This window comes from Streptococcus sp. KHUD_018, assembly GCF_054861215.1.
Genome location: NZ_CM142176.1, coordinates 1,309,399 through 1,323,128, shown reverse-complemented (window position 1 = coordinate 1,323,128; position 13,730 = coordinate 1,309,399). Strand labels below are relative to the sequence as shown.

Here is a 13,730-nt window from a genome sequence, read left to right as displayed (position 1 = left end):
TATGACTTGGTTTGATTATAGTCTCGAACCAAAGAGTGACGTTGCATTTATTGATATGAAATCTTTTTACGCAAGTGTAGAGTGTGTCGATAGAGGCTTACATCCACTTAAGACTTCGCTTTGTGTTATGAGTCGTGCAGATAATTCTGCCGGGTTAATCCTTGCTTCCTCTCCTATGTTTAAAAAGGTCTTTGGAAAATCAAACGTTGGACGTTCCTATGATTTACCATTTGATGTAAAAACTAGGAAGTTCTCTTACTATAACGCTAAGAAGCAAGGTTTACCGACAACGATAGATTATGTGCGTTTTATTGAGGAATGGGCAAAATCAACTGTGATTGTTCCTCCGAGAATGGATACTTATATAGCAGTCAATATGGAAATTCAAAAAATCTTTCAAGATTTTGCGGCACCAGACGATATTTATCCTTATTCAATTGATGAAGGATTTATTGATTTAACAAGTTCATTAAATTATTTTGTGCCAGATAAAAGTATTAGTCGGAAAGATAAATTAGATATTATCTCGGCTGCTATTCAAAAAAAGATTTGGAGAAAAACAGGAATCTATTCAACGGTAGGTATGTCTAACGCCAATCCCTTATTAGCTAAGTTGGCACTTGATAATGAAGCTAAAAAGACTCCGACAATGAGAGCTAATTGGTCCTATGAGGATATAGAAAAGAAAGTATGGGCTATTCCTAAAATGACAGATTTCTGGGGAATTGGAAATAGAATGGAGAAGAGATTACATAATCTAAGTATCTTTTCGATTAAAGAATTGGCACAGGCTAATCCTGACTTGATTAAAAAAGAGCTTGGGATTATGGGACTAGAGTTGTGGTTTCACGCTAATGGTATTGATGAAAGCAATGTTCATAAACCTTATAAGCCGAAGTCAAAAGGGATAGGGAACTCTCAAGTTTTACCTAGAGATTATGTCAAACAAAGAGATATTGAAATTATACTTCGTGAAATGGCAGAACAAGTTGCAGTTAGATTGAGAAGAGCTGGTAAAAAAGCGACTGTGGTTTCTATACACTTAGGATATTCTAAAGTAGAACAGAAACAATCTATTCATACTCAAATGAAGATTGAACCGACCAATCAAACAGCATTACTGACAAATTACGTTTTAAAGTTATTTAACACTAAATATACTTCAGGAGCTATTAGGAATGTTGCGGTTAACTATTCTGGTTTAGTAGATGAATCCTTTGGATTGATTTCATTATTTGATGATATTGAGAAAATAGAAAAAGAAGAAAGGCTCCAGTCCGCAATCGATGCTATTCGAACAGAATTTGGTTTTACTTCACTATTGAAAGGAAATGCCCTGGATCAGGCTTCTAGAACAATTGCAAGAAGTAAACTCATTGGTGGTCATTCAGCTGGAGGATTAGATGGGCTAAAATGATGAATCGTTCTTATTTGCCGTTTTTATCTGCAAGAGAGTATCAAGATCGTGGGATGGCTAAGTGGATGGGATTCTTTTTGTCAGAACATTCAAGTTCTCTTTGGGAAGAAAAAAATAAAGAAGATGTCTCAATTACTTTATCAATGGAAGTGAAAGTTTTACTTGTTCGTCAACTTTATACGAATACATTCCCTGCAACGTTTATTTTTAAGCACTCAAATAGAAGAAAAGTAGTATCGGGTATTGTTAAAGAAATTGGGAAAGAGTTTATATCTATAAAATCAGACATTGGATTTCTTCGATTAGAATGGTTAGATATACTTGATATCCAGATAGAAGGTGAGGAATTACATGAATCGTAAAGAATTATATGACGATAAATTGCAGCTAGATTATTTTTCTGATTCTTATTTACGATTTGAGTCAGATTTTTACAAGTATTCTGCTTTAGATATACCATTAACATTTATTACCGATGATATTTTACGCACAATGGCTATGTCTCAAAAACATTATTTTAAACTTGACAAAAGTAAATCTTTAGACGGTCGGGACCATTACTTTGTTTTTTCTATCAAGATGAATAAAGATAGTAGTGGGATTAGGCAGTATGAATATCAGAGACATTGCTTTAGTTTATGAAAATTATTGAACAATTGAAAACAAAAATCAATAGATAAAATTAAAGATTAATAAAATAATTTTAATTGTGAAACAAGAAATATAGTAGTTGAATAAATAAATTAAAAAACATCACGACTGTTTTAATACTATAATTAAAAACTATCTCATTCTAATATTGATAACATCCAAAAAAATAATAGGAGGTGATGAATTAACTATTTCGTTTGACATGATTATAAAGGAAAAATTAGGACTCTAAGTAATTCTATAACAATACTGGAGGCTGGGTAAAACTCAATTTGAGGAGAAAATGAAGTAAATCTTTCCACAAGAATGCATATTATTAAGGTTTTAGATACCTGATAATATGCGTTTTTTTATTTTAAAGACTTTTTACCAAGCGTTCTTTTTTACGTAACTATTAGTCCGTCTCGCTCCGCTAGGTGTGAGACGGACTAATAGTCACATAGTGAAAGCCAGCGTCTTTAGACGCTAGCTAGTAATCTGAACTTATAGCCCTAGCACAGATCACCCGTTTGACGGATGGTCATGATTTTAAATTATAATTAAAAGATTACGACTTTTATTAAATAGAATTTAGTGATATTTTAGAAGATTTTTTCGAAACAATGAAACTATTATCTCAAACTAGAAATATTGGAAGAAATTAAAAAAATATTTTGTATATTGATTAGATATAAAAATTTAAATATGATTGCGTTTTCAAAAATGTTGTATTTTATTGTGTTATTTCTTGACAATTCAAATTAGAAAATATATGATAAAGATAATGACAGCGGTGTCATTTTCTCTGTTTTAAGAAAAGTAATAATAAATTGTAAATTAATAAAAATATTGGAGGTCCTTATGAAACACATTTTTCATAATGAAGTATTTAGCATTCGTAAATTGAAAGTTGGAACATGCTCAGTTTTATTGGCTATTTCAATTTTGGGAAGCCAAAGTATTTTAGCTGATGAAGTTGGTACTACTACATCACAGATTGATACAAAAGAGATTTCTAATGTAACTACCAATGATTTAGATTACTCTCAAAATATTTCTAATAATGATTCTATTGGAAGTATCGATACTAATTCATCTACTAATAATTTAGATAGTTTGTCAGGTGCTAATCGTGATAACTCTAATAATACTATTCATTCTGATTCACAAGATAATAAAACAGTTGAATCTACAGAAAAATCTAATAATGAAAGTAAGAACAATAAAGAAGATATTGTAAATGATAGCACTATAAAAAAAAATTTTGAAAAAATTGCTTTAAATGTAAAAGATTATGGTGCAGTAGGCGATGGGGTTAATGATGACCGACAAGCAATTCAGGATACAATAGATGCAGCTGCTAAAGGATTAGGTGGAGGGAAAGTATATTTTCCTGAGGGGACTTATTTAGTTAAAGAGATTGTCTTTTTGAGAAGTCATACACACCTAGAAGTACATGAAAAAGCTACCATATTAAATGGTATCAATATCAAAAATCATCCTTCTATTGTATTTATGACAGGTTTATTCACTGACGATGGAGATCAAGTTGAGTGGGAACCAACTGAAGATATCAGTTACTCTGGTGGAACAATTGATATGAACGGAGCTTTGAATGAAGAGAGGACAAAAGCTAAGAATCTCCCTTTGATTAATTCTTCAGGAGCCTTTGCTATAGGAAATTCAAAAAACGTAACAATAAGTAATGTTACCTTTAAAGATAGCTATCAGGGGCATGCCATTCAAATTGCAGGTTCAAAAAACGTACTAGTAGATAACTCTCGTTTTTTGGGACAAGCTCTTCCTAAGACTATGAAGGATGGTCAGATCATCAGTAAGGAGTCTATTCAAATAGAGCCATTAACCAGAAAAGGCTTTCCATATGCACTAAATGATAATGGTCAAAAATCTGAAAATGTAACAATTCAAAATTCTTATTTTGGTAAAAGCGAAAAATCAGGCGAATTAGTAACTGCAATTGGGACACATTATCAAACTGCAACAACTGAAAATCCTTCAAATATTAAAATTCTAAATAATCATTTTGATAATATGATGTATGCGGGTGTTCGCTTTACAGGATTTACTGATATTTTAATAAAAGGAAATAGGTTTGATAAGAAAACTAAAGAGGAAAGTGAACACTATCGTGAAAATGGTGCTGCTTTAGTTAATGCTTATAGTTATAAAAATGTTAAAGATGTATTGGATCTGAATAAACATGTGACTATTACTGAAAATGTATTTAATATTGCTGATGCTAAAACAAAAGCAATACGTGTTGCAAAAGATAGTGCAGATTATCTTGGAAAAGTGTCTGATATTACTGTAACAAAGAATATCATTCATAATAATTCGAAAACTACTGAACAGCCAAACATTGAAATGTTAAGAGTCAGCGACAATTTGGTAGTGTCTGATAATATCATTTCAGGAGGTAAAGACGGAATCGTAATTGAAGAATCTGCTGGAAGTATCACTGTCTTAAATAATCAACTTTCCAATTTAACAGGAAATCATGTTTCTTTACTTAAAACTGATTTTAATGGGACCAGTTCAGACACAAATAATAGTGTCGGTGATTTTAATATTATAACTGAGAATGAAAGTTATAAAATCTTTTCCCAAAATTCAGACAACCACTCAGACAACCACTCAGATAACCACTCAGATAATCATGTGGAGGAATTAAAACCTGTAGTTGAAAACAAAAATAATTTAGCTAATAATTACTCAGCAAATAGTGTAGATGATAAAATTGAAAAATCAAATCATGATTCAGATAATGTAGTAACAGTAGAAATTTCACAAAAACAAGATGATGTAACCAATATTAGTGAAGTAGTGGAGACAAAAAATAATCAACATGCATTACCAAAAACTGGATTAAATAAAATGGCTGAGATGGTTATAACTGTAATTGGAATTTGCCTTCTGTTTGGACAATGGAGTTTTAAACGTCATTATGAAGATAGATAGAATATGCTCAATACAAGGTAGCGCTATAGAGAACGAAGATAGCGTAGATTACAAAAACCAATATTTCTGGATTATAGATGGAGCAACAGATTTATTTAATGCAAAAGACTCTATAGGCTATTCAGTTTCAGAAGTATCTCACCTTATTTCTGAATGTCTCAAAAAGTATTGTGACGATTCGTTATCATTGAAGAAAATTTTCGAGCTTGCTTTAGATGACGTTAGAACAAGAATAGAGATAGATAAGTGTGAATTTGATGATTATTACCAGTTACCAACGTTTGCCTTTATTTTTGCAAAATTGTCTGATATAAAACTAGAATACATAATGATTGGCGATTGTGTTATGATAGTCAATAATCAAGTTATTACAGACCATAGAGTAGATTGTCTTTTTGAGCAAGGAAAATTTTCAATCAAAACTAATCATGAAGTTGATAAAAAGACAATATTACAAAATATTAGGAAGCTAGCTAATAAACCAGAAGGATATTGGATAGGTTCACTAGACAAAAGTAGTATAAATCATGTTATAAATGGTAGCTTGGAAGTAACTAGTAATCATATTGTTTTAATGACTGATGGTTTTTACGATTTTTATACTCAAAATTCAGGATACAATTTTGGAGAGTTAATTGAAATGAGAAAAGAATCTACAAATATTGATCCTATTTATGGTAAAAAAGATGATGCAAGTATTTTGATAATTGATGTTTAAAATAATTTCATCATATGATGCACTATAAAGACAGTTATCTATAAGAGTTCTTTATAGTGCAATTGATTATTGAGGTTAGATAATGTTAAGAAAGCATTTTGACAATGAAATTATTGAGTTGTCTAATAATCTAGAAGATGTATGGGCTTCTATAATAAAAAAGTATGAAATGATATTTGATGACTTAACCGAAGTTCAAAAACAAAGTATTATAGATAATGATCTATTTATTAATGAAGCTGTTGTTACAATAGATATGAAAGGTATTGAACTCATCTGTTTACAACATCCTGTTTCTGTTGATTTGAGAAAAATTATAACTATAGTAAAATTATCCACAGATATTGAACGCATTGGTGATCGAGTCGTTGAAATAGTTAAGAATTTAAAAAATATTCATACAATGCATGAATGGGGACCATTATTTTATGAAATGCTGAAAATACACTTTATTCTAGGGGAGCACTTAAAGAGAACTCTAACATGGTATAAGAATAAAAACTATAAACCTGATATATATGACTATAATAAAAAATGTAAGTTGATATCTGGTTTATGTCAAAAACTAGGGGACAAAGTAGTAGAGAACTTTCTTATTGAATCCTCAAATGTTGATGAAGCTATTGTATTTTTAGAAGTTATTAATATTCTTGATAAGATATCCCATACAACACAATCTATTTATAAATGGTTAGATTATCAGGAAATTGGAGTATTATAGTTAAAGAGGAGTATATATGCAGACAATAGTAGATAATTTTGCTAATAAAGTTATTGAATATGGAATTTATAAATCGATGGACCAAATATATATAAAAAATAGAATATTGGCTTTAATCGGTGAAGAAGGAACTGATAAGATTTCAAATGATAGTGATCTTAAAAAATTAAAAGATGATCTAGTGGAAATAGCGTTAAAAAATGGCAAAATTGCTGATTTAGCTGAGGCGAAGGAATGTTTAGGTGCAGAGCTGATGAATTTCATCGTTCCATTACCAAGTCGCCTTAATGATATTTTTTGGAGTTCATATGATGTTTCGCCACAGGAAGCAGTTGAAGAGTTCTATCAGCTAAGTAAAGATAGCGACTATATTAAATTGTCAGCTATCTCTAAAAATATAGCTTTTCATACTGAAACTAATTATGGTTCACTTGAAATTACAATCAATTTATCAAAACCGGAAAAAGATCCGAAAACAATCGCGGCAGAAAAATTAGTAAAGTCATCTAATTATCCAAAATGTTTACTTTGTATGGAAAATGAAGGTTATCAGGGGAGAATAAATTATCCAGCACGTGCTAATCATAGAATTATTCGATTGGAACTGGGAGACGAAGTATGGGGGTTCCAGTATTCTCCATACTCATATTTTAATGAGCATGCGATATTCTTGAATAGTCAACATGTACCAATGGCTATTACGTCTAAAACATTTGAACAATTATTGGAGATTGTTGATATTTTACCAGGATATTTTGCTGGTTCAAATTCTGATCTTCCTATCTCAGGAGGATCTATCCTTAGTCATAATCACTACCAGGGAGGAAAACATATTTTCCCAATGGAAAAAGCAAAATTTGAGAGAGAATTTCTTTTTAAAGACTTTGAGGATATTAAAGCTGGGATTATAAAATGGCCGATGTCAGTGATTAGGCTACAAGGTGAAAATAAAAATCGTTTGGTAGAATTAGCCACTAAAATCCTAGATATCTGGAGAGAATATTCAGATTTAGACGTAGACATCATTGCTAAGACTGAAGATATTCCACACCATACGGTGACTCCTATTGCTCGTAAAGTAAATGGGAGATATGAATTGGATATTGTTTTGAGAGATAATCATACTACTGAACAATACCCAGATGGTGTTTACCATCCTCATCAAGATGTACAACATATTAAAAAGGAAAACATCGGGTTAATTGAGGTGATGGGACTTGCGATTTTACCACCTCGTTTGAAAACAGAGTTAGAAGAAGTTGAGAAATATCTTTTAGGAAAAGATAATGCAATTGCTGATTATCATTTAGAATGGGCCGTTCAATTGAAAGAAAAATATCCTGTCCTTAAAGAGGAGGAGGTTCATAGCGTAGTTCAACATGAAGTAGGGCAAGTATTTGCGAGAGTTCTCGAAGATGCAGGTGTTTATAAGAATACTCAAACCGGACATGAAGCATTTATGAGATTTGTTAAATCGGTTGGAATTAATTAGGAGGAAATAAAAATGGCAATATTGGTAACAGGCGGAGCTGGTTATATTGGTAGCCATACCGTAGTAGAATTACTAAATTTAGGAAAGGAAGTCGTTATTGTCGACAACCTTTCAAACTCAAGCATTTTAGTATTGGATCGTATTGAAGCAATTACAGGGCAACGTCCTGCGTTTTACGAATTAGATGTTTGTGATAAACAAGGATTGAGAAAAGTTTTTGAACAAGAATCTATTGAGGCTGCAATTCATTTTGCAGGATACAAAGCTGTCGGCGAATCCGTGCAAAAGCCTGTGATGTACTACGAAAATAATATTATGAGTACATTATCTCTTGTTGAAGTGATGTCAGAGTTTAATGTTAAAAAGATTGTATTTTCATCGAGTGCGACTGTATACGGCGTTCACAATCAGTCTCCTCTTATTGAGACGATGCCAACAAGTGCAACGAATCCGTATGGGTACACAAAAGTGATGCTTGAACAAATTTTAAAAGATGTTCATGTAGCAGATTCAGAGTGGAGTATTGCGTTGCTTCGTTATTTCAATCCGATTGGTGCTCATGAGTCTGGGTTGATTGGAGAAGATCCATCAGGCATTCCTAACAACTTAATGCCTTTTATTGCACAAGTAGCGGTAGGTAAGCGACCAGAGCTAAGTGTTTTTGGAGATGATTATGATACGGTAGATGGTACTGGTGTTCGCGATTATATCCATGTAGTGGATTTAGCGATAGGGCATATAAAAGCTTTAGAAAAAGTATCTGAAAAAACAGATGTTTATATTTATAACCTTGGTTCAGGAGAAGGCACAAGTGTATTACAACTTGTAAATACATTTGAAAGTGTTAATAAGGTTCCAATTCCGTATAAAATTGTACCAAGACGATCAGGAGACGTTGCGACTTGTTATGCAAATGCAGATAAGGCGTATAAGGAATTAAATTGGAAGACTACAAAAACGGTCGAAGACATGTGTAGAGATACATGGAATTGGCAATCAAAAAATCCTAATGGATACAATAAATAATAAAGTTCAAGTAGTCTTGTAACATGTATATATAAAAAAAATTAAAAAAAATTTTAAAAAAAACAATGAAAGCGCTTGACAAAGTAAACGGTTACATTGTATAATACAAATATGAATGACACCGATGTCAAAAAATATAAAAGAAGGTCTGTTTATGAAAAACTTAACAAAAATTAAGTTCAAAGAGAACGGAGAATTTAATCATTTTCCCGGAAATACAGTTGTAGCAAATCTTTATACTAATTCAGATTTGATGGAAGTTGTTGATATCATTCAATCACGCTATAGAGAGTTACCATTTATAGACAAATTCACATTAACTCCAAGAGATTCTATTCATATGACTGTAATTGAATTGCTTTGCCATGAAAATCGTGAGCCAGAATTTTGGAGTAGCCATCTACCATTGGATACGCCATTACAAGAAATTCATGATTACTTTGCAAAACAACTAGAAATTTTCCCATTGCTAAACGAAGATATTCATATGCGTGTGACTGAAATGGGAAATCAAAACATTTTAGTAGAACCAGCCGATGAAAAATCAGCTAAACGATTAGAAGAAATTAGAACATATGTTTCTGAAAAAGCAGGTGTTCGATTCCCTAATCATGATCGCTATCAATTCCATATCTCAATTGGATATCTTCGAGTTCCATTAACTGAAGAAGAAAATGAAGAGTTTACTAAAGTGAAAAAGGAATTAACCGAAGTTCTGCTTGAAAAGATTCCTGTCATTACAGTAAATCGTATCGATTACACAGTATTTGAAGATATGAGACGCTTTGTTCCATATTGCGAAAAATTTTAAAATAAAATTATAATTAAAAATAAAAAGGAGATTTCATATGAAAAAATCTAAATTATTATCGTTTTTAGCTGCAGGAGTTGCGGTTACAACATTGGCAGCATGTTCAGGTGGTTCAACTAATTCATCAAATTCTTCGAGCGATACACCTCAATCAGAAGAAAAAGCTGATAAGAGCCAAGAATTAGTAATTTATTCTAACTCTGTTTCAAACGGACGTGGAGATTGGCTAACTGCTAAAGCAAAAGAAGCTGGTTTCAATATTAAAATGGTTGACATTCCAGGTGCTCAGTTGGCAGATCGTGTTATTGCTGAAAAAAATAATGCAGTAGCTGATATGGTATTTGGTATTGGAGCTGTTGATTCAAATAAAATTAGAGATCAAAAATTACTAGTACAGTACAAGCCTAAATGGTTAGATAAAATTGACCAATCTTTATCAGATAAAGATAATTATTACAATCCTGTAATTGTTCAACCATTGGTCTTGATTGGTGCTCCTGATGTTACTGAAATGCCTAAAGATTGGACTGAGTTAGGTAGCAAGTATAAAGGTAAATATTCAATTTCTGGACTCTCAGGTGGAACAGGGCGTGCTATCTTGGCAAGTATTCTTGTTCGTTATCTAGATGATAAAGGAGAATTGGGTGTTTCTGAAAAAGGTTGGCAAGCAGCTAAAGAATATTTGGAAAATGCATACACTCTTCAAAAGGGTGAAAGTTCAATTGTTAAAATGTTAGATAAGGATGACCCAATCCAGTACGGTATGATGTGGGGTTCTGGTGCATTAGTTGGACAAAAAGAAAACAATGTTGTATTTAAAGTAATGTCTCCTGAAATTGGTGTTCCGTTTGTAACTGAACAAACAATGATTTTGAATACTAGTAAGAAACAAGCTTTAGCTAAAGAATTTATTGATTGGTTTGGTCAAACAGAAATTCAAGTAGAGTACAGCAAAAACTTTGGTTCTATTCCTGCAAATACTGAGGCAGTGAAAGAGTTACCAGAAGCTACTAAGAAATTTGTTGATCAAGTGAAACCGCAAAGTATTGATTGGGAAGCTGTTGGAAAACATTTGGATGAATGGGTTGAAAAAGCTGAACTAGAATATGTAAAATAGGACATAAGTGTAAATTTTAAAATTCCAGGTCTCTCTAAAGTTTCTAAACCTACATGAGAAATTAAGAGAGACTTTTCATTTATAAGTAAAGGAAGTTAGTAATATGATTAAATTTGATAACATTCAAATTAAATACGGTGATTTTATCGCGATTGATAATCTAAATTTAGATATTAAGGAAGGAGAATTCTTTACCTTCCTTGGACCATCTGGATGCGGTAAATCAACAACTTTGAGAGCTTTGGTAGGTTTTTTAGACCCTTCATCTGGAAGAATTGAGGTTAATGGGAAAGATGTTACTCATATGGAGCCAGAAAAACGTGGAATCGGGATCGTATTCCAATCTTACGCACTATTTCCAACAATGACAGTTTTTGATAATATTGCATTCGGTCTAAAGGTTAAAAAAGTTGCTCCAGATGTTATTAAAGCCAAGGTTTCTGCAGTGGCTGCTAAAATTAAGATTTCAGATCAACAATTGCAACGTAACGTTTCAGAATTATCTGGAGGACAACAGCAGCGTGTAGCTTTAGCTCGTGCTCTTGTTCTGGAACCTAAAATCCTATGTTTGGATGAACCCTTGTCAAACCTAGATGCAAAATTACGTGTGGATTTGAGAAAAGAGTTGAAACGTCTTCAAAAAGAATTGGGAATTACGACTCTATATGTTACACATGACCAAGAGGAAGCGTTAACGCTATCTGATAGGATTGCTGTCTTTAATAATGGTTTTATTGAACAAGTGGGAACACCAGTAGAAATTTATCATAATTCTCAAACAGAATTTGTATGTGATTTCATTGGAGACATTAACGTACTTACAGATGAAACTGTTCACGGAATTCTTCTAAATAATGCTCATGTTCTTTTGGAAGATAAAAAAGGTTACATTCGTTTAGAAAAAGTTCGCTTTAAACGTGAAACGGATCAGGATTTTGTCTTAAAAGGTTCAATTATTGATGTGGAATTTTCAGGAGTTACAATTCACTATACTGTTCAGGTATCTGAAAATCAAATTCTTAATGTAACAAGTATCGATAGTCAGTCAGCTATTAGATCTGTCGGAGAAAGTGTGGAATTATTTATCACACCATCAGACGTTCTGCAATTTTAAGGAGGTGCAGTATGCGTCATAAATTAAATTGGAAAGATTGGCTCATTCGTTTAGGCTTAATCTGGTTCTTGGTAACTTTCATCATTTATCCAAACTTTGATTTAGTAGTTAATGTATTTGTGAAAGGTGGGGAGTTTTCACTTGATGTCGTACAACGAGCTTTTAAATCTCAACGTGCGATTCAGAGTATTATGAACAGTTTTAAGTTAGCATTCTCACTAATTATAACTGTTAATGTTGTTGGTGTACTTTGTGTATTGTTTACAGAATATTTTGATATTAAAGGAGCTAAAATATTAAAACTAGGATACATGACGTCACTAATCTACGGTGGAGTAGTTTTGGCTACTGGTTATAAATTCGTTTATGGACCATATGGAATGATTACCAAATTTTTACAAAGTATTATTCCATCTTTAGATCCTAACTGGTTTATTGGTTATGGTGCAGTTCTATTTATTATGACATTTTCTGGTACTGCTAATCACACCTTATTCCTAACTAATACAATTCGTAGTGTAGACTATCATACTATTGAAGCTGCACGTAATATGGGTGCAAAACCATTTACAGTGTTTAGAAAAGTAGTATTGCCAACTCTAATTCCTACTTTATTCGCTCTGACAATTATGGTTTTTCTAAGTGGGTTATCAGCAGTAGCAGCACCTATGATTGTTGGTGGGAAAGAATTCCAAACTATTAACCCAATGATCATAACATTTGCTGGAATGGGAAATTCTCGTGACTTAGCAGCCTTTCTAGCAATTATTTTGGGTATTGCCACTACGATTTTGCTTACTATTATGAACAAGATCGAAAAAGGCGGAAATTATATTTCTATTTCTAAAACGAAAGCACCTTTGAAAAAACAAAAAATCACATCTAAACCATGGAATATCATTGCACATATTGTTGCTTATGCTTTGTTCACTGTTTTCATGTTACCATTGATTTTCATTGTATTGTATTCATTTACTGACCCAGTTGCAATACAGACAGGAAACTTATCATTATCAAACTTTACTCTTGATAATTACAGATTGTTCTTTAGTAATAGTGCTGCGTTTTCTCCATTCTTAGTCAGCTTTATATATTCTATCATTGCTGCAACTACTGCAACAGTTCTTGCTGTTGTGTTTGCGCGAGTAGTTCGTAAACATAAAGCTCGATTTGATTTCTTGTTCGAATACGGAGCTCTTCTTCCTTGGCTATTACCAAGTACACTTCTAGCAGTTAGTTTATTATTCACTTTCAACCAACCTCAACTTTTAGTCTTTAACCAGATTCTAGTTGGTAGTTTAGTAATTTTGCTAATCGCTTATATTGTTGTAAAAATTCCATTCTCTTATAGAATGGTACGTGCAATCTTATTTAGTGTTGATGATGAGATGGAGGATGCTGCTAGAAGTATGGGGGCTTCACCATTTTACACAATGATGAAGGTTATTATTCCTTTCATCTTGCCGGTTGTTCTCTCTGTTATCGCACTCAACTTTAACTCTTTATTGACCGATTTCGATTTATCTGTATTCCTTTATCATCCATTGGCTCAACCATTAGGTATTACGATCCGTTCTGCAGGTGATGAAACAGCAACATCTAACGCACAAGCTCTTGTATTCGTTTATACAATTATTCTAATGATTATTTCTGGAACTGTGTTATACTTCACACAGAGACCACGCGGTAAGAAAAGGAAATAGTA

Annotated in this window: 12 protein-coding genes; all 12 read left to right on the top strand. The window is 32.4% G+C overall.

Annotated features, from left to right (window positions below):
- Nucleotide 1 precedes the first annotated feature (1 nt).
- The 12 genes from ACVBD2_RS06705 (at nt 2) to ACVBD2_RS06650 (ending at nt 13,728) form a co-directional block, all read left to right on the top strand.
- A complete protein-coding gene (locus tag ACVBD2_RS06705) occupies nt 2-1,417 on the top strand; it encodes a Y-family DNA polymerase (protein ID WP_461685460.1) in 1,416 nt (471 codons plus the stop codon).
- Nucleotides 1,414-1,779, top strand: a complete 366-nt coding sequence (locus tag ACVBD2_RS06700; protein ID WP_000981958.1) for a hypothetical protein — start codon at nt 1,414-1,416, stop codon at nt 1,777-1,779. Before ACVBD2_RS06705 ends, ACVBD2_RS06700 begins: the two co-directional genes overlap by 4 nt.
- Nucleotides 1,769-2,059, top strand: coding sequence for a DUF5960 family protein (locus ACVBD2_RS06695; protein WP_001080185.1), 291 nt, complete (start codon nt 1,769-1,771; stop codon nt 2,057-2,059). The genes ACVBD2_RS06700 and ACVBD2_RS06695 overlap by 11 nt, the downstream gene beginning before the upstream one ends.
- Before the next feature lie 849 nt (nt 2,060-2,908).
- Entirely contained in the window at nt 2,909-5,026 is a 2,118-nt protein-coding gene (locus ACVBD2_RS06690) for a glycosyl hydrolase family 28-related protein (RefSeq protein ID WP_461685459.1), read from the top strand.
- A complete protein-coding gene (locus ACVBD2_RS06685) occupies nt 5,013-5,744 on the top strand; it encodes a protein phosphatase 2C domain-containing protein (RefSeq protein ID WP_461685458.1) in 732 nt (243 codons plus the stop codon). Before ACVBD2_RS06690 ends, ACVBD2_RS06685 begins: the two co-directional genes overlap by 14 nt.
- An 82-nt stretch (nt 5,745-5,826) precedes the next feature.
- A complete protein-coding gene (locus ACVBD2_RS06680) occupies nt 5,827-6,465 on the top strand; it encodes a PhoU domain-containing protein (RefSeq protein WP_461685457.1) in 639 nt (212 codons plus the stop codon).
- A gap of 16 nt (nt 6,466-6,481) precedes the next feature.
- Nucleotides 6,482-7,957, top strand: coding sequence for a UDP-glucose--hexose-1-phosphate uridylyltransferase (gene galT / locus ACVBD2_RS06675; protein WP_461685456.1), 1,476 nt, complete (start codon nt 6,482-6,484; stop codon nt 7,955-7,957).
- Between the two features lie 12 nt (nt 7,958-7,969).
- The gene (gene galE, locus ACVBD2_RS06670) at nt 7,970-8,983 is read left to right on the top strand and encodes a UDP-glucose 4-epimerase GalE (RefSeq protein WP_250316015.1); all 1,014 of its coding nucleotides are present in this window, start codon (nt 7,970-7,972) and stop codon (nt 8,981-8,983) included.
- 154 nt (nt 8,984-9,137) lie between these two features.
- The gene (locus tag ACVBD2_RS06665; protein WP_000793817.1) at nt 9,138-9,794 is read left to right on the top strand and encodes a DUF1868 domain-containing protein; all 657 of its coding nucleotides are present in this window, start codon (nt 9,138-9,140) and stop codon (nt 9,792-9,794) included.
- A gap of 37 nt (nt 9,795-9,831) precedes the next feature.
- Nucleotides 9,832-10,911: an extracellular solute-binding protein gene (locus ACVBD2_RS06660; RefSeq protein WP_223140866.1), complete on the top strand. Its 1,080-nt coding sequence runs from the start codon at nt 9,832-9,834 to the stop codon at nt 10,909-10,911.
- A 103-nt stretch (nt 10,912-11,014) separates the two neighbouring features.
- A complete protein-coding gene (locus ACVBD2_RS06655; protein ID WP_223140867.1) occupies nt 11,015-12,025 on the top strand; it encodes an ABC transporter ATP-binding protein in 1,011 nt (336 codons plus the stop codon).
- 11 nt (nt 12,026-12,036) lie between these two features.
- Nucleotides 12,037-13,728, top strand: coding sequence for an ABC transporter permease (locus ACVBD2_RS06650; RefSeq protein ID WP_223140868.1), 1,692 nt, complete (start codon nt 12,037-12,039; stop codon nt 13,726-13,728).
- The last annotated feature ends 2 nt before the right edge of the window (nt 13,729-13,730 follow it).